Source organism: Streptomyces sp. NPDC085944 (assembly GCF_040686295.1).
Lineage (GTDB): Bacteria > Actinomycetota > Actinomycetes > Streptomycetales > Streptomycetaceae > Streptomyces > Streptomyces salinarius.
In genome coordinates this window covers 127,000-144,886 of record NZ_JBFBJX010000015.1, presented here as the reverse complement: position 1 = coordinate 144,886, position 17,887 = coordinate 127,000, and the positions used below count along the sequence as shown (strand labels likewise).

Below are 17,887 nucleotides of genomic sequence, written 5' to 3'. Positions count from 1 at the left end.
CGTGGTCAGTGCGAGTGCGCGGTCACGCGGCGCGAGACGGCGTTGCTCAGTGCGGTGCCGGTGAAGGCCAGCGCCGCCGCCGCGACCGCGGCGAGCAGGATCAGGCCGATCGCGTAGGAGCCGAACGAACCGTACAGCGTGCCCATCACCAGCGGCGGGAGGAAGCCGCCGAGCCCGCCGGCGGCGCCCACGATGCCGGTGACCGAACCGACCTTGTTCGCCGGCGAGAGGAGGGCGACCAGGGCGAACACGGCGCCGCTGCCCGCACCGAGCGCGGCGGCCATGGCCAGGAAGGCGATCGTGCCGACCGGCATCAGGGCCGGGGTCAGCGACTGGGCGAGTGCCCCGGTGAGCACCACGGCCAGCGAACCGGCCAGGACCCTGACCGGCCCGAGTCGGTCGGAGAACCAGCCGCCCATCGGGCGCATGGCGACCGCGAGCAGGACGAATCCCGCCATGCGGTTGGCGGCGTCGGCCTGGGTGAGGTCGTAGCCGGTCTTGAGGTAGGTGGGCAGATAGACGGAGAAGGCGACGTAGCCGCCGAAGGCGACCGCGTAGAGGGCCGAGGCCTGCCAGGTGACACCCAACTTGCACGTGGCCGCCATGCGGTGGGCCAGGGACTCCGTCGGCACGGTCCGGCCGGGCGCGTCGCGCAGCAGCAGCGCGGCCACCACGGCGTAGACGGCCAGGACGGCGGCGGTGACGAGGAACGGGTTGGCCATGCCGTACGCGTCGACCAGCTTCACCGTGGTCAGGGCGCTGACGGCGGTGCCGCCCATGCCGGCGCCGAAGATGCCGATGGCCAGGCCCCGCCGCTCCGGCGGGAACCAGGCGCTGGTGAAGGGGACTCCGACGGCGAAGGCGGTGCCGCCGATGCCGAGGAAGAAGCCTCCGACCAGCAGGGCGGCCAAGGAGGAGTGCCCGGCCAGCCCGATGTAGAGGATCGGGACGATGGTGGCGGCGGAGACGAGCGGGAACATCACTCGCCCTCCGAACCGGTCGGTCAGCGCGCCGACGGGTATCCGCCCCAGCGAGCCGACCACCACCGGTACGGCCACCAGCAACGACTGCTGGAAGGAGCTCAGGTCCAGGCTGTCCTTGAACCGCGGGCCGAGCGGGCTCAGCAGGGCCCAGGCCCAGAAGTTGAGGGCGAAGCCCAGGGTGGCGAGTGCCAGCATCAGCCAGGCCCGGCCGGGCACGGACTGCGGTGTGGTCTCGCTGTGATGTGTCGACGGCTGGAGCATGCCGCCCTTCCCTCCTGATAGCAGTGGACGCGGAACCGATGTGGACCGCCGGTCCGCCGGCCGCTCGTCGCGGGCCGGTGCCGTGCTCACCACTATCAGTGGCCCGGTGCCCTCGGGGGGTGGGCCGACAGTCCCCGTCGCAAGGCCCGGCGGTCCCCGGCTCCCCGTGTCCGCGGCGACGCCGCGGTACCCGGTCCGAGCGGCGCGACTCCCGAGACGGGACCACATGGGGCCGTCCGGCCCTAACGCGGCAGCGGAACCGGAGCGAAGATGGACGGATGAGTTCCGAAGACGGCTTCCGCGCACTGGAGCGAGCGGAGTGCCTGCGTCTGCTGGGCACCGCTCCGGTCGGCCGCGTCGTGTACACCCGTGAGGCGCTGCCCGCTGTGCTGCCGGTCAACTTCTCCCTGGACACCGACGCCTCGGTGGTCCTGCGCACCTCGGCGGGCTCCGACCTCGTACGGGCCGTCGACGGGGCGGTGGTCGCGTTCGAGGCGGACGACTTCGACGTCCACGGCCGGTCCGGGTGGAGCGTCGTCGTCACAGGGCGGGCCGCCGTAGTGACCGACCCCGGCGCACGGGCACGCCTGGCGGAGAACGGCCCGCGCTCCTGGGTGGTCTCGCACGACGGGGTCTACGTACGGATCGAGTCCGAGATGGTCACCGGGCGGGAGATCGCCGGCGTCGGTTGAGCGGCGACGACGGCCGGGCGGAACACGGCCGCGCGCGGTATCGCGTGAACCGGCCCTCTCCACCGCTGGTGCCGACGGATCAGGTTTCCCGTTCCTCCGGCGGGGCGGACGGCCGGTAAGGCCCCAGTGCGCGGGCGCGTGGCGCCTGCCCGCCCTCCGGTCCATATCCGGCCGTCTGGTCGCACCGGGTCGCCCACCGGCTGCACCGGTGGGGAGCGCTACCTGAGCACCGGCCTGTTCGACTGACCCGCCGGCCCCGCACGCCCCCTCCGCGGCGAAGCCGCCGGTCCGCGAGGACCATGAGGCCCTCGACGAGGAGCGAGCGCGGGACGGTCGGTCGCCCGGGCAGGGACCTTCGGCCCCAGGTCCGGCGCGATCGCCGCGCCTAGCGTTCTGGCCCATGGAGAACGATCAGAACGCACGCCGAGGTCGGCCGGGCGTCGCCCAGGACTGGCCTCTCGCGGCCCGGCGGCTGCTGACGCGCCGTGAGGTGTCGGCCGACGGGCGTGCCGTCTTCGGCGCGGGTGACGACAAGTGGGAGGGGTTCTACCGGGACCGGTGGGCGCACGACAAGGTGGTGCGCTCCACGCACGGGGTCAACTGCACGGGGTCGTGCTCGTGGATGGTGTACGTCAAGGACGGCATCATCACCTGGGAGCACCAGGCGACCGACTACCCCTCGATCGGCACGGACTGCCCCGAGTACGAGCCGCGCGGCTGCCCGCGCGGGGCGTCGTTCTCCTGGTACACGTACTCGCCCAGCCGGGTCCGCTACCCGTATGTGCGCGGCGCGCTGCTGAAGCTGTGGCGCGAGGCCCGCCGGCGGCTCGGCGACCCCGTGGCGGCCTGGGCGGAGATCACCTCCGACCCGGCAAGGGCCCGGGCGTACAAGAGGGCCCGGGGCAAGGGCGGGCTGGTGCGCGCCGACTGGGACGAGGTGAGCGAGCTGATCGCCGCCGCGCAGGTGCACACCGTCAAGGCGTACGGTCCCGACCGCGTCGCCGGCTTCTCGCCCATCCCGGCGATGTCGATGGCGTCCTTCGCGGCCGGTGCCCGCTACCACTCGCTGATCGGCGGCACCCTGCTGTCGTTCTACGACTGGTACGCCGACCTGCCGGTCGCGTCGCCGCAGGTCTTCGGCGACCAGACGGACGTGCCGGAGGCCGCCGACTGGTGGAACGCCGGCTACCTGGTCATGTGGGGCTCCAACATCCCCGTCACCCGCACGCCCGACGCGCACTTCCTCACCGAGACCCGCTACAACGGCACCAAGGTCGTCGCCGTCAGCCCCGACTACGCCGACAACGTGAAGCACGCCGACGAATGGCTCGCCCCGCACCCGGGCACGGACGGCGCCCTGGCGATGGCCATGGGGCACGTGATCCTGCGCGAGTTCCTCGTCGACCGCGAGGTGCCCTACTTCCAGCAGTACCTGCGCACGTTCACGGACGCGCCGTTCCTGGTCTCCCTGCGCGAGCACGCGGGCGGCGGTCTGGTCCCGGACGGGTTCCTGACCGCCGCCGACCTCGGCCACGAGGTGGAGAACGCCGGCTCCAAGACCGTTCTGCTGGACTCGACGACGGACGAACCCGTGGTCCCGGGCGGCTCGCTGGGGTTCCGCTGGGGCAAGGAGGAGCAGGGCCGCTGGAACCTCGACCTGGGTGACGTGGTGCCCGAACTGAGCCTGCTGGAGCGGGCCGAGGAGACGGTGACGATCACGCTGCCCCGTTTCGACGAAGGTGCCACCGAGGGCGGCGGCAGCATGGTCCGCGGGGTCCCGGTGCGCCGGCTCGGCGGACGGCTCGTCACGACCGTCTTCGACCTGATGCTCGCCCAGTACGGGGTCGGGCGCCCCGGCCTGCCCGGCGACTGGCCGTCCTCGTACGACGACGCGGACCGGCTCCACACCCCGGCCTGGCAGGAGACGATCACTTCCGTCCCGGCGGAGCAGGCGGCCCGGATCGCCCGCGAGTTCGCCCGCAACGCCGAGTGCACGGGCGGCCGTTCGATGATCGCCCTCGGGGCGGGCACCAACCACTGGTTCCACTCGGACACGATCTACCGTGCCTTCCTGGCGCTGACGACGATGACCGGCTGCCAGGGCGTCAACGGCGGTGGCTGGGCGCACTACGTCGGCCAGGAGAAGGTGCGCCCGCTCACGGGGCAGCAGCATCTGTCGTTCGCGTTCGACTGGCAGCGGCCCACCCGGCACATGGCGGGCACGTCGTACTGGTACCTGAACTCCGACCAGTGGCGCTACGAGGCGTTCGGCCCCGACGAGCTGGCCTCCCCGCTGGGCGAGGGCAGGTTCAAGGGGAAGGCGTTCGCCGACTGCCTGGCGCAGGCGGTGCGGCTGGGCTGGACGCCGGGGCACCCGGGCTTCAACCGCAACCCGCTCGACCTGACGGACGAGGCGAGGGCCGCGGGCCGGCCGGTCGCCGAGCACATCGTTGACGAACTGAAGTCGGGGCGGCTGCGGTTCGCCGCCGAGGACCCCGACGACCCGGCCAACTTCCCGCGCGTGCTGACCGTGTGGCGGGCCAACCTGCTGGGCTCCTCCGGCAAGGGAAACGAGTACTTCCTGCGCCACCTGCTGGGCACCGACGCCGCGGTGCGCTCCGAGGAGACCCCGCCCGAGGGGCGTCCGAAGGACGTGGTGTGGCGGGAAGAGGCTCCCGAGGGCAAGCTCGACCTCCTGGTCACCATGGATTTCCGGATGACGTCCACCGGGCTGCTCTCCGACGTGGTCCTGCCGGCCGCCACCTGGTACGAGAAGGACGACCTGTCCAGCACGGACATGCACCCCTTCGTGCACGCCTTCACCCCGGCCATCGCCCCGCCGTGGCAGGCCCGCACCGACTACGACAGCTTCCTGACCCTCGCCGACCGCTTCAGCGAGCTGGCCGCCGAGCACCTCGGCACCCGCACCGACGTGCTGCCGGTGCCGCTGCTGCACGACACCCCCGACGAGCTGGCCCAGCCCGGCGGGGTGGTGCGGGACTGGAAGACCGGCGCGTGCGAACCGGTCCCGGGCCGCACCATGCCGAAGCTGGCCGTCGTCGAGCGGGACTACGCCGCGATCGCGCAGAAGATGCGCGCCGTCGGTCCGCTGCTGGACAGCCTGGGCACCACCACCAAGGGCGTCACCGTCCACCCGGACCGGGAGATCGAGGACCTGCGCCGCCGCAACGGCACCGTCCGCGACGGGGTGGCCGCCGGGCGTCCTTCGCTCGCCACCGCCTCCGACATGTGCGAGGCGATCCTCGCCCTGTCCGGCACCACCAACGGGCGGCTGGCCACCGAGGGCTTCCGCGAGCTGGAGCGGCAGACCGGCAGCGAGGGCCTGGTGGAACTGTCCGCCGAGCGCGAGGCGGAGCGCATCACCTTCGCCGACACCCGCACCCAGCCCCGCTCCGTCATCACCTCGTACGAGTGGTCGGGCTCGGAGACCGGCGGACGCCGCTACTCCCCCTTCGTCATCAACACCGAGCACAAGAAGCCCTGGCACACCCTCACCGGACGCCAGCACTTCTTCGTCCAGCACGACTGGATGACCGAACTCGGTGAGCAACTTCCCGTCTACCGGCCGCCGCTGAACACGCCGCGGCACTACGGCGACGAGCGGTTGCACGAGGACGGGCGGGCCGAGGTCACGGTCCGCTACCTCACCCCGCACTCGAAGTGGTCCATCCACTCCAACTACCAGGACAACAAGTACATGCTCGACCTGTCCCGGGGCGGCCCCACCCTCTGGATGTCGCTCCAGGACGCCGAGAAGATCGGCGTCAAGGACAACGAGTGGATCGAGGCGTACAACCGCAACGGTGTCGTCGCCTGCCGGGCCGTGGTCACCCACCGCATGCCGGAGGGGACGGTGTACATGCACCACGCCCAGGACCGCAATGTGAACGTGCCGAAGACCGAGGTCAGCGGCAGGCGCGGCGGTATCCACAACTCCCTCACCCGGCTGCTGCTCAAGCCGACCCATCTCGCGGGCGGCTACGCGCAGTTCACCTATGCCTTCAACTACTACGGTCCGACCGGCAACCAGCGCGACGAGGTCACCGTCATCCGCCGCCGCGACCAGCGAGTGGAGTACTGACATGCCCCGTGCCGAAGCCACCGTCGGACGCGTCATGGCACAGGTCGCGATGGTGATGAACCTCGACAAGTGCATCGGCTGCCACACCTGCTCGGTCACCTGCAAGCAGACGTGGACCAACCGCACCGGCGTCGAGTACGCCTGGTTCAACAACGTCGAAACCAAGCCCGGCGTCGGCTACCCGCGCCGCTACGAGGACCAGGACCAGTGGAAGGGCGGCTGGATGCTCGACAGGCGCGGGCGTCTCGTCCTGCGCTCCGGCGGCCGGGTCAAACGGCTGCTGTCGCTGTTCTCCAACCCGGACCTGCCCTCCCTGGAGGACTACTACGAGCCGGTCACCTACGACTACGACAACCTGGTCGGCGCCCCCGCCGGACCGGACATGCCGGTGGCCCGCCCCCGCTCCGTCCTCACCGGCAGGCCCACCTCCATCACCTGGGGCGCCAACTGGGAGGACGGACTCGGCGGCGCCCCCGAGAACGCCGGCGCCGACCCCAACCTCAGCGGCGCGTGGACCGAGAGGGTCAAGTTCGAGTTCGAGCAGACCTTCCTCTTCCACCTTCCCAGGCTGTGCGAGCACTGCCTCAACCCGGCCTGCGTGTCGGCCTGCCCGTCCGGCGCGATGTACAAGCGGGTCGAGGACGGCATCGTCCTGGTGGACCAGGACAAGTGCCGCGGCTGGCGGATGTGCGTGACGGCGTGCCCGTACAAGAAGGTGTACGTCAACCACGCCACCGGCAAGGCCGAGAAGTGCACGTTCTGCTTTCCGCGGATCGAGGCCGGCCAGCCCACCGTCTGCTCCGAGACCTGCGTGGGGCGGCTGCGCTACCTCGGTCTGCTGCTGTACGACGCCGACCGGGTCGGCGAGGCCGCCGCCACCCCCGACGAGAAGGACCTGCTGGACGCCCAGCGCGGTGTCTTCCTCGACCCGGCCGACCCCGACGTCATCGCGGCGGCCCGGGAGTCCGGCATCCCGGAGGACTGGCTGCACGCCGCCCGCCGCTCCCCCGTGTACGACCTGGTGGCACGGCACAAGGTGGCTCTGCCGCTGCATCCGGAGTACCGCACCCTGCCGATGGTCTGGTACGTGCCCCCGCTGTCGCCCGTCCTGGACGCCGTCGACGCGACGGGCGGCAACCAGGACGCCCCGGACCACGTGTTCGCGGCCGTCACCCGGCTGCGCATCCCCTTGGAGTACCTGGCGGAGCTGTTCACCGCCGGGGACACCGACGTGGTCGGCGGGGTGCTGATGAAGCTCACCGCGCTGCGCTCCTACATGCGCGAACGCACGCTGGGCGAGGACGGCGACGAGGCCGCGTTGAAGGCGGTCGGGCTGACCGCCCGCGAGGCCGAGGACCTGCACCGCCTGCTGGCCGTCGCCAAGTACGAGGACCGGTACGTCGTGCCGGCCGCGCACAAGGAGGACGCCGCGGCGCTGAGCGCGATGGAGGACCGCTGCCCCGTCGAGACGTCCGGGGACCCGCGACCGGCCGGGTCCGGTGGCCGGATCATGCTCGGCGTCCCCACCCTGCGCCGCGCCTCGGCCGCCTCGACGGGAGAGTCCGCATGAGCCCGCTGCCCACCACCGTCCCGAACATCGTCCGCGCCCGCGTCCGGGCCGTCCTGCGCCGCCCGGACGGGACGGCGCGCCCCGGCCGTACCACCGCCTCGTTCGGACCGCGGGAGCCGGAGACCCGCGCGCTGCTGCTGCGGCTGCTGTCCCTGCTGCTGCAGTACCCGGACGCCGCGCTCACCGCCGCCCGGCCGGTGCTCACCGCCACCGTCGAGGCGCTGCCGCCGTCCCCCGCCACCGAGCACCTGTCCACGTTCACCGCCTGGTTCACCGGTCAGGAACCGGACGCGCTGGAGCAGCACTACGTGGAGACGTTCGACCTGCGCCGCCGCAGCGGTCTCTACCTCACCTACTACCTGCACGGCGACACCCGCCGCCGCGGCATGGCCCTGCTCGCCCTCGCCCAGCGCTACCGCGCCACCGGCTGGGACAGCGACGGCGGAGAACTGCCCGACCACCTCCCGGTCGTCCTGGAGTACGCCGCGCTCGCCGGGCCGCGCGCGGGCGAGGCCCCGCTGCGCCTCCACCGGCGCGGACTGGAACTGATCCACCACGCGCTGACCGACGGCGGCTCCCCCTACCGGCACGTCCTCGCCGCGCTGCTCACCCTGCTGCCGCCCGCCACCGAGGCCGACCGCGAGGCCGTCGCCGAACTCGCCGCCCAGGGCCCGCCCGCCGAGGACGTCGGCCTGGACCCGTACGGCGCCGGCGACTTCGCGCCGCCGGGCGCCTTCGTCCCGCCCGAGCAGGCTCGGCCCACCCTCATGCCGTCCCTGACGACCCCGGAAGGCGCCCGATGAGTGCCGCACCCGCCGCACCCGCTCCCCCCGCCGCAGCGAGCGGCTCCGACCTCCTCCTGTGGGTGGCCGTGCCCTACATCTGCCTGGCCGTGTTCGCCGTCGGACACGTCTGGCGCTACCGGCAGGACCAGTTCGGCTGGACCTCGCGCACCACCCAGCTTCTCGAACACCGGTGGCTGCGCTGGGGCAGCCCGCTGTTCCACCTTGGCGCGTTCATGGTGATCGCCGGGCACGTCGTCGGCCTGGCCGTACCGGCCTCGTGGACCGAGGCGGTCGGGGTCGACGAGCACACGTACCACACGACGGCCGTGTGGGCGGGCTCGGTGGCCGGTGTGGCCATGGTGGCCGGCCTGGGCATGCTGTGCGCCCGCCGACTGCTGACCCGCCGGGTCCGCCTGGGCACCGACCGCAGCGACAAGGTGCTCTTCCCGCTGCTGTCGGCCACCGTACTGGTGGGCATCACCGCGACCGCCGCGCACAACGTGTTCGGCGCGGGATACGACTACCGCTCCACCGTCTCCGTCTGGTTCCGCGGCCTGTTCACCCTCCAACCGCAGCCGGAGGCCATCACTGGGGCGCCCCTGCTGTTCCAGCTGCACGCGCTCAGCGCCTGCCTGCTCTTCGCCGTCTGGCCCTTCACCCGCCTCGTACACGTCTGGAGCGCGCCCGTCGGCTACCTCGTCCGCCCCTACGTCGTCTACCGGCGGCGCGCGACCGCCCCCGGGCACACGGCGGGCCCCGCCCGGCGCGACCGGCACCCCGTATGACCACCGACGAGAGGCCTGCTCCCGGCACTACCGCTCCCGTGGACCCGGTGGGCCGGAGGGGCAGTCGCACGGGCTGGCTCATGACCGGCACCGGGGCCGTCGGCCGGCTCGCCTCCTTCCGGCTCACCACGGACTAGTGACGGCTGCTCGACGACCCCGCCCATCAGCCCGCGTGCGACCTCAGTCACCTAGTGAGCTGCGGCAGCGTCATGTCCAGCGAGCAGGGCACCGTGTTCGGCTTCCCCAACATGGTGCTGGGCCTCGCCGCGTTCGCCGCGGTCACCGCTCTCGGCCCCGCCGTGCTCTCCGGCTCCCGCCTGCACCGGTGGCTGTGGCTGACGCTGAACGCCGGCGCGCTCACGGAAGTGGTGTTCGTCCACTGGCTCCTGTGGCAGTCGCTTTACGAACTGGACAAGCTCTGCCCGTACCGCGTGGTCGTCCGGATCATGACCATCGCGCCGTTCTGGTACCTGACCCTGCGCAACCTCCGCCACGGCGTCGTCCCGCTGGGCCCGGCCGGCCGACGGGCCCTCGCCCTCGTGCTCGACACCCAATGGCTCCTCCTCGGTGCCTGGTACGGCCTGATCGCGATGCTCGTCCTGACCCGCTTCCGGACCTACTGGACCAGCCTGCTGTGACCGTGCCGCTCGGCTCCGCGCGCCCCTGCGGATCGGATCCCGGCATGGCGAGCTCGGGGTCAGCACGGACGGACAGCTCCCGCCGGCCGACGCCCGCTGTGCACGAACACCGGGGACGCTGCTGCCGCCCGAACTCCCCATCGGACGACGAGCAGCAGGCGGCGCACCGGAGAGTCTGATTCCGGGACGGTCGGTTCCTGACCGAGGACCAGTGGTCCCTGCTGTCACCGCCTGAAAGGACCAAGACTCGAAGCAGCCTGAAGGAGGATTCCCATGATCCGCACCATCACCGCAGGACTGGACGGTTCGCCGGCGAGCCTGGCAGCCGCAGACTGGGCCGCGCACGAGGCACGGCTCAGGGACCTGCCTCTGAGGCTCGTGACCGCGTGGGAGTGGCAGGCCCCCGCCTTCGCACCGGCGACCGGACTCGGTGTGCCGGTGCCGCCGAGCGACCTCCAGCGGGCATCGGCACAGCACCTGCTGGCCCAAGCGCGCTCCCGCGTCGGCGACACGCGCCCCGGGATGTGGATCGACACGGACGAAGTCCCCGGACTGCCCGTCCCGGTGCTGCTGAAGGCCGCCGAGGAAGCCGAGCTGCTGGTACTGGGCTCCCGGGGACTGAGCAGGGCGGGGGGATACCTGCTCGGCTCCGTCTCCCATGCCGTCCTGGCCTCGTGCGAGCGGCCCGTCGTCCTCGTCCGTGCTTCCGGGTACGGCGAGAAGGAGGCACCGCCAAAGACCTCGGCACGCAAGGTCTCCGCCGTCACCGGCCACCGTGACGTCGTCCTGGGCGTGGACCTGCACAAGCCCAACGACGCGGTGATCGACTTCGCGTTCGACGCGGCTTCACGGCGCGCCGCACGCCTACGGATCATCCACGGCTGGACGCTGCCTCCCTACTACTACGGCGGCGCGCTCATGCCGGACCTGAACGACGGCATGGTCAAGCAGGTACGGAGCGAACTGTCCGACATCCTGCGACCGTGGCAGGACACGTACCCCGCCGTGGAGGTTCACGCGCAGGCCACGATCGGTGGTGCCGGGCGCCACCTGGTCGACGCCTCCTACGATGCCGCTCTCGTGGTGGTGGGCAGGCAGAACCGTCGGGCGGCGGTCGGCGCTCATATCGGCCCGGTGACCCAGGCGCTTCTGCATCATTCCGTCGCTCCGGTGGCGGTGATCTCGCACGACTGACCGAGACGGACTGCCCAGGACAGCGAACGCAACGAGGGACAACTCAGCCCCGCCCGATCCTCGGCCCGTCTGTACGCGATGCGTGAGACATGGCCGTGTACAGGCGGGCTGTTCCATCGCTGGCGGTGGCCGAAGGTCCTTGTGGATCGGGGCTGTTGAGCCCCTGGGGTGCGGACATTCGGGGTCGGGTGCGGGGCGGTGGGGGGCGGGAGAGTGAGCGGTGTCCGGAACCGACCGGAGACCGCCTTGCGGCCCTGGTGACCTGCTACGTGCTCCTTCTGGCGGTGTGCGGTCCCGTCCTCACCCGCCTGGCACCGACCCGCTGCGTGCCCTCGCGCACGAGGGCGTCCGGCCGGGCGGCGGGCATGCTGGACAAGGCCCGGCCCTCCACAGCCGCATCTGCACCGGACCCGGCGCGCAGTGGGGTCCGCTCCGGCTGACCACTCCCGGCCGCAGGCAGGGCAACCGGCGTCACCGACATACAGGGCACGTGGGGCAGTGGTCCCGTACTGCGGACCGCGGGCCTCTGCCCGGTACTGCCGCGCGGCGGGACGCTGGAGCCGGGCAGAGAACCGTCTTCTCCACCACGATCCGTGTCCGGTCGCCGTTGGTCCTCACGGCCGCTCGTCCCGTCCCGTCGTCCCGCCCCTCAGCGTCCTCCACCCCGACTCCACCGCCCTCGCCGGGCGGGACTGTGCGGGATTGACGGACATGTTCCCCACGCCTCCTCGGCGATGGCCCACCCGGACCGGACCGGTGGTGCTCCTCGCCACGGGCAAGGACGATCCGCTCACCTGGCTGCGGTCCGGGCAGGCACTTCAGCGGCTGCTCCTGCACGCGGCCGCGCACGGAGACATGGCGGCCTTCCACCCGTTTCAGCACACTGGCCCAAAACCGCTTGGGCAGACCCCCGGGCCCTTTGCTGGGCCCGTGCCGCGGTCACCGGCTGGGTGGTCGGGTTCTTCGGACACCATGGTTCCTCCACCGCACTCCGCCCCGGCACGGTTGGCGGGGGCACTGTCCCTGCTTCAGCGGCCCAGGACACTCACGTGCAGGAGCGGCGGCCGACTCCCCGTACCGCCGCCCTGATGGAGCAGCGGCACGGACGGATGGGCCCGATCGACCCGCTTGGCGGCGGCCGGCCCGGACGAGGTCCGATGAGCCCCGGGCTCGGGGACGTTCGGCCCTGTTCGCACCGACGCGCGCACATCAGGATCGAGAACCGGTTCCAAACACCGGCCGCTGCGGACCCCGTGGTCCGAGCCAGCCGGCGTCCGTGCTCCCACCTGTCCTCACTGCCAAGGAGTCCCATGCTCTCGCCCGAGTCGGCCGCCGTCGTGCGCGCCACGCTTCCCGTCGTCGGCAATGCCCTGGACGAGATCACCGCCCGGTTCTACGGCACCATGTTCGACGAGCATCCGGAACTGCTGGACGGGCTGTTCAACCGCGGCAACCAGGCCACCGGCGAACAGCGCCGGGCGCTGGCCGGCTCCATCGCGGCCTTCGCGCAGGCCCTGCTCGCGCATCCCGACGCCCGCCCGGACGCCATGCTGTCGAGGATCGCCCACAAGCACGCCGCGCTCGGGATCACCGAGGACCAGTACACGATCGTCCACAAGTACCTCTTCGGTGCCATCGCCGATGTACTCGGCGACGCGGTCACGCCGGAGGTCGCCGCGGCCTGGGACGAGGTGTACTGGCTCATGGCCGGGGCGCTCATCGCCATGGAGGCCCGTCTCTACGACCAGGCGCGGGTGGACCCGCGCGACCCGTGGCGGCGCTGGACCGTGGTGGAGCGGCGGGAGGAGACCGCCGACGTGGCCTCCTTCCTGCTGCGTCCCGCGGACGGGGAGCCGGTGCCCCCGGCCCGCGCCGGCCAGTACGTCAGTATCCGGGTGCGCCTGTCCGACGGCCTCCACCAGACCCGCCAGTACAGTCTGTCCAACGCCCCCGGCGAGAATCTTCGGCGCATCACCGTCAAACGGGTTCCCGGCGGTGAGGGCACGCCTGAGGGCGCGGTCTCCAACCGACTGCACGGGACCGTCCGGGCCGGTGAGGAACTCGTGCTGTCGGCGCCCTTCGGCGACGTGGTCCTCGACGACGCCGACACCCCACTGCTGCTCGTGTCGGCCGGCATCGGCTGCACCCCGATGGTGGGCATGCTCGAACACCTCGCGGCCGAAGGCTCGGCCCGCCCGGTACGGGTGCTGCACGCCGACAGGTCCCCGGCCGATCACGCCCTGCGTTCCGACACCCGCCGCCTGGTGGGGGAACTCCCCGACGCCGAGGCCCATTTCTGGTACGAGCGGGACGCCGACGAGGAACCGGGGGCCCGGAGCGGACTGATGGACCCGGCCGTCCTCGCTCCGCCCGCCGACGCCCACGTGTACCTGTGCGGCTCACTGCCCTTCATGCGCGCCGTTCGCCCCCGGCTGCTGGACGCGGGCGTCGCCGCCCGCAACATCCGCTACGAGGTCTTCGGCCCCGACCTGTGGCTGGCCCACGAGTGACCGGAGACCGGGCGTCGGCGGGCCGGCCACCGCGTGGGACGGGCGCGCCGCGTCCGTGAAGCGCGGACGCCTGCGGCCACCCGCCACGGCGCCGGCGGGCACCGGCGGCCGAGCCGCCACCGGCGCCCGCCGGTGGTGAGCGGGGAGCGCGGTGGGGAGGGGTACCCGGGGCCGGGCTCGGCGGTGGACGGAGGAGCAGGCGCCAGGCTTCGGGGCCGCGCTCCAGATACTCCCGGCGAACGCGCCGGAGTGGCGGTCCTCGATCTGGGCCGGCAGGGGCAGCGGGTCGTGCGGTGCGACAGGACCATGGCCTGACCGGCGGGGACGGCGGCAATCGCCACGAGAACCGTGGCACGGCGCACGAAACCTCGCGGATCCTCCCACCGCGCCTCCCACTCACCGGTCGGCCAGTCCCCGGAGCAGGGCGCCGAGGACGCGGTCCAGTCGCGGCTCGACCTCCACGACCGCGTGCGCGAGCCGGGGATCACTGCGGTAGAGGGCCTGGATGTGCGGACCGGGCGTCGCCATCTGCCACAGGGCTCCCGCCAGACTGGTGGCCGTCGCGATGACGTCCACGGCCTGGGTCTCCTCGAGGCCGAGCAGCCTTCCCAGCTCGGTGCCGATGCGGTCGACCTCGTCGAGGGTCACGACCTTGAAGGAGCGCACCGACTCGATGGACACGTTCCGTTCGAGGTTGAGGGGCGCCTGGGCCAACAGGTCGCAGAACAGGGGCCGGGCCGCCAAGGTGGCCGCGAAGGCCTGGCCGACGGCCTCCGGTGCCGCGCTCGGCAGCGCCGCCAACCGGGAACACAACTCCGCGGACCAGTCCTTCCACCCCTCGGCGGTGATCTTGAGGAAGATCTGTTCGCGCGTCTCGAAGTAGCGCAGCAACGCCGACTTGTGCATGCCCACGGCTGCGGCGATGTCGGTCAGCGTGACCTCGCGGATGCCGCGCTCGGCGCCCAGCTCGCGGGCCGATTCGAGGATCGCCCGTTCACGCTGCTGCTTGGCCTGCGCACTGCGGGCGCGCTGGAATCCGGACCCGGTCATCACCCCAGCATAGAGCAACCGCGTTGCGTAATTAATGCAACGGTGTTGCACTATGGATATGGAACAACCCGAGCACAAGCAGCAGGTCTGGTTCGTCACCGGCTCCTCGCGCGGCCTCGGCCGCGCCCTGGTCACCGCCGCCCTCGACGCGGGCGACCTGGTCGTCGCCACGGCCCGCCGACCGGAACACCTCGACGACCTCGTCCAGCAGTACGGCGGCGACCGCGTTCACCCGGTCGCACTCGACGTTACGGACGCCGCCGGCGCCCGGGCAGCCGTCGACGCGGCGATCAGCCACTTCGGACGCCTCGACGTCGTGGTCAACAACGCCGGGTACGCGAACGTGTCACCGATCGAGACGACAGACGACGCCGACTTCCGCGCACAGTTCGAAACCAACTTCTGGGGCGTCCACAACGTCAGCAAGGCCGCTCTGCCGACCCTGCGCGACCACGGCGGCGGCACGATCGTCCAGATCTCCTCGGTCGGCGGACGGGTGGGCGGATCGCCCGGCATCGCCTCGTACCAGGCGGCCAAGTTCGCGGTGGACGGGTTCAGCCGAGTGCTCGCCGTGGAGGCGGCACCGTTCGGCGTACAGGTCATGGTGGTCGAGCCGAGCGGGTTCGCCACCGACTGGGCCGGATCCTCCATGACGGTGCAGCCGGTACCCGCCGAGTACGAGGACACCGTCGGCCTCATGAACCGGCGCATGCGCCAGAGCGACGCCGGGGCCGCCGGCGACCCACGGCGCGCCGCCTCCGTCATCGTCGGGGCGGTCCGGCGCGATCGCCCGCCCTCCCACCTCCTGCTCGGCGTCAACGCCGTCGAGATGGCGATGGAGTACTCCCGCGGCCAGCTGGCGCAAGCCGCCGCGTGGGAAGACGTCAGCCGCTCGGCGGACTTCACCGAGCCCTACCCCGTCCCGATGCCCGCCGACGAGCCCAGGCGCGCGCCACGGCGCTGACCGGAAACACCCCGGGCGGCTGCGGGGCCGGTCGAGGAGGGTGGCGGCCGGGCACTCGCCCCGCCGCGGCGTGGTGTGGGCGTGCCAGCCTCGCCCCACGGGTCATCAGGGGTGTCTCGGCCACAGGAGGACCAAATGCAGGCGCTGTCCCGGCGCATTGCTGTGGTTCCGCACTCGGTGTCACTCTGTCCCTGATGAGTGCATGCCTGATGTGGCCACCCCGGCTGTCCGGCGCTCACCGGTCCGCACGCGCTGGCAGCCACTCGCCGAAGCCGCCGAACGCAGAGAGGACGTCCGGCTGTTCAACGAGCGTTTCGTCACCGCCAGTGCGCAGCTCGGCCAGCGCTGCCCATGGTGCGGCTCGCCGGAATCCACGCCATGGCCCCGCGCCACGTTGCGCGCACGTCCTTCAGCGGCGGAGAAGTCTCCCTCGAGAGCGCCGAGTTCACCGGTGACCACGTCTTCTTCGCCGGCACCTGTTTCACGGAGGAGCGTGGTCGACCTGTCCGAGGCCGACCTCGACCGCCCCAGGACGCCTCCGGAGTTCGACGCCTGGCAGACGGCTCCGTCGCGCCTCCTTCCTCCCCCGCCCGCACGTCCCCCGAGCACGCCGGCCCGCGGGCGACGGCACGCGCGGAGCCTCTCCTCGCCCGGCTCACTCCCCGGACGACGGGTCCGCTTCATGACTACGCTTCCTTGGTCGCCTCGGCCGCCGTGGGACCCGGCGAGCCGGCGGTGGTGGCCGCGCCGGTGCCCGCCGCTTCGCCGAGGCCGGGAGCGACCGCTCCGTCGTCCGAGACGCCGAGGACCACCTTGGTCCAACCCGCCTCCCGCCGGTCGAAGCGGCGGTACGCCTCGACGGCGTTCGGAGTGCCGCCCCAGCGGGTGACGAGGGGCGTGGGGTCGAGGCTTTTCGAGGCGACCAGCGAGACCAGAGGCGGTACGTAGCGCCGGTGGTTGCAGTTGCCCATCCTCAGGGTCAGGTTCTTCATGAACGCCTCCCCGAAGGGGCAGTGCTGCACCTGCGGCGGATAGACGCCGATGGTGCCGACCGTGCCGGCCTTCGCCACCATCTGCACCGCCCAGCGCGCCGCCAGCGTCGGGGCGTCACCCGGCACCCACGTCGCGCCGTCCGGGTTCTGCTCCGGCGCGACCTCCGACCGCTCGTGGCCGAACTCCTCGGCCTGCTGGGCCGCGGCGTCCGCGGCGGGCCCGTGGGACGGCTTCTGTGCGTCCACACCCACGGCCTCGATCACCCGGTCCACGCCGATGCCGCCGGTCAGTTCACGCACCGCCTCGACCGGGTCCTCAGCGTGGAAGTCGACGGTTTCCGCATGCTGGCTGCGGGCCATGTCCAGGCGGTCACCGACACCGTCGACGACGATGATCCGCCCGGCCCCCTGAAGACGGGCGCAGGCGACGGCGGCCTGCCCGACGGGGCCGGCCCCGACGATCGCGACGGTGTCGCCGTCGCCGACCTCGGCCAGCCTGGCTCCGAACCAGGAGGTGGGGTAGATGTCCGAGAGCAGGATCGCCTGCGCGTCGTCCACGGTGTCCGGCAGCGGCACCAGTCCGACATGGGCGAAGGGGACCCGGGCGTACTCGGCCTGCAGCCCGTCCAGCCCGCCCGCGGCCTGCGGTCCGCCGAAGAAGACGGTGCCTGCCAGCCGCCCCCCGGGGTTGGCGTTGTCGCTTTCCTGCCCGGTGGAAACGGCGGCGGCACAACCGTGCCGGCAGTCACCTGCCCGTCGCGACCCCCGTGTCCGCCCGCGTCCACGGGGCCCAGCGGCCGAACGCCTCCCGCACCTCCTGTGGCCGGCGCGGTGACCGAGGACGGTGCGGACACGGCCGTCACAGTCGCCCCGTCGTCCGGGTCCGTCGTGCGTTCAGCCCGAGCACTCATTGCCCGTCCCCTCGCTCAGGTGGTCACGGAACCAGTCGACAGCGGCTTCGGTGACCGTCTCCAAGGCCCCGGGCTCGGGGAAGCGATGAATGGCGCCCGGTACGACATGGATTCGGTCAGACACCGAGCCGTTGAGTGGCCTCACGGCTTGGGGCCGAGTACAGCGCTGTTGGCGCTACCGACGACGAGCAGGACCGGTGCGGCGACCAGCGGGAGTGCATCGCCTGCCAGGCCCGGTCTGCCGCCCGGGACACCACCGCGGACACCCTGTCGGGGCGCTCGCCGGCCGCGATCAGGGCCGCAGCCGCTCCGGTACTCGCCCCGAGCAGCCCCAGGGCAGTTCTGCGACCCGGCGGCGCGACCGTGGGCCGCCCGACCGTGGTCAGCGCACCGGGCACCGCCGTCCCGGAAGGGGCGAGGGACGACCGGACCGCTGGCAGACAGTTTGCG

General features: G+C 72.3%; 12 protein-coding genes and 1 pseudogene. 9 read left to right on the top strand and 4 right to left on the bottom strand.

Features of this window, described 5'->3' with window-relative positions:
• Nucleotides 1–5 precede the first annotated feature (5 nt).
• Entirely contained in the window at nt 6–1,244 is a 1,239-nt protein-coding gene (locus AB0P07_RS27645; RefSeq protein WP_365555276.1) for a NarK/NasA family nitrate transporter, read from the bottom strand.
• A 278-nt stretch (nt 1,245–1,522) separates the two neighbouring features.
• On the opposite strand from AB0P07_RS27645, the gene AB0P07_RS27640 reads away from it, so the two are divergent.
• The 8 genes from AB0P07_RS27640 to AB0P07_RS27605 all read left to right on the top strand — a co-directional run bounded on the left by AB0P07_RS27640 (nt 1,523) and on the right by AB0P07_RS27605 (nt 13,520).
• Nucleotides 1,523–1,936 carry a pyridoxamine 5'-phosphate oxidase family protein gene (locus AB0P07_RS27640; protein WP_365555274.1) on the top strand — a complete coding sequence of 138 codons (414 nt, stop codon included), beginning with the start codon at nt 1,523–1,525 and terminating at the stop codon, nt 1,934–1,936.
• Between the two features lie 400 nt (nt 1,937–2,336).
• Nucleotides 2,337–6,038 (top strand): nitrate reductase subunit alpha, encoded by a 3,702-nt coding sequence (locus tag AB0P07_RS27635; RefSeq protein ID WP_365555272.1) that lies wholly within the window; start codon nt 2,337–2,339, stop codon nt 6,036–6,038.
• Between the two features lies 1 nt (nt 6,039).
• A complete protein-coding gene (gene narH / locus AB0P07_RS27630; protein WP_365555270.1) occupies nt 6,040–7,608 on the top strand; it encodes a nitrate reductase subunit beta in 1,569 nt (522 codons plus the stop codon).
• Complete coding sequence (gene narJ / locus AB0P07_RS27625) at nt 7,605–8,411, top strand: nitrate reductase molybdenum cofactor assembly chaperone (protein ID WP_365555269.1); 807 nt, start codon at nt 7,605–7,607, stop codon at nt 8,409–8,411. The genes narH and narJ overlap by 4 nt, the downstream gene beginning before the upstream one ends.
• Nucleotides 8,408–9,178, top strand: coding sequence for a respiratory nitrate reductase subunit gamma (gene narI, locus AB0P07_RS27620; RefSeq protein ID WP_365555267.1), 771 nt, complete (start codon nt 8,408–8,410; stop codon nt 9,176–9,178). The genes narJ and narI overlap by 4 nt, the downstream gene beginning before the upstream one ends.
• Before the next feature lie 191 nt (nt 9,179–9,369).
• Nucleotides 9,370–9,816 (top strand): vitamin K epoxide reductase family protein, encoded by a 447-nt coding sequence (locus tag AB0P07_RS27615; protein ID WP_365555265.1) that lies wholly within the window; start codon nt 9,370–9,372, stop codon nt 9,814–9,816.
• Between the two features lie 273 nt (nt 9,817–10,089).
• Nucleotides 10,090–11,010 carry a universal stress protein gene (locus tag AB0P07_RS27610; RefSeq protein ID WP_365555264.1) on the top strand — a complete coding sequence of 307 codons (921 nt, stop codon included), beginning with the start codon at nt 10,090–10,092 and terminating at the stop codon, nt 11,008–11,010.
• A gap of 1,310 nt (nt 11,011–12,320) precedes the next feature.
• Nucleotides 12,321–13,520: a globin domain-containing protein gene (locus AB0P07_RS27605; protein WP_365555262.1), complete on the top strand. Its 1,200-nt coding sequence runs from the start codon at nt 12,321–12,323 to the stop codon at nt 13,518–13,520.
• Between the two features lie 396 nt (nt 13,521–13,916).
• Here the strand turns inward: AB0P07_RS27605 and AB0P07_RS27600 are convergent, their stop codons facing one another.
• Nucleotides 13,917–14,570: a TetR family transcriptional regulator gene (locus AB0P07_RS27600; RefSeq protein ID WP_365555261.1), complete on the bottom strand. Its 654-nt coding sequence runs from the start codon at nt 14,568–14,570 to the stop codon at nt 13,917–13,919.
• Nucleotides 14,571–14,628: 58 nt separating this feature from the next.
• Here AB0P07_RS27600 and AB0P07_RS27595 point away from each other — a divergent pair, with 58 nt between their 5' ends.
• Nucleotides 14,629–15,534 (top strand): SDR family NAD(P)-dependent oxidoreductase, encoded by a 906-nt coding sequence (locus AB0P07_RS27595; protein ID WP_365555259.1) that lies wholly within the window; start codon nt 14,629–14,631, stop codon nt 15,532–15,534.
• A gap of 686 nt (nt 15,535–16,220) precedes the next feature.
• Here AB0P07_RS27595 and AB0P07_RS27590 read toward each other — a convergent pair.
• Nucleotides 16,221–17,102, bottom strand: a complete 882-nt coding sequence (locus AB0P07_RS27590) for a zinc-binding dehydrogenase (protein WP_365555257.1) — start codon at nt 17,100–17,102, stop codon at nt 16,221–16,223.
• Nucleotides 17,103–17,420: 318 nt separating this feature from the next.
• Nucleotides 17,421–17,772: pseudogene (locus AB0P07_RS27585) on the bottom strand (hydrolase); the annotation flags it as partial.
• Nucleotides 17,773–17,887: the final 115 nt, after the last annotated feature.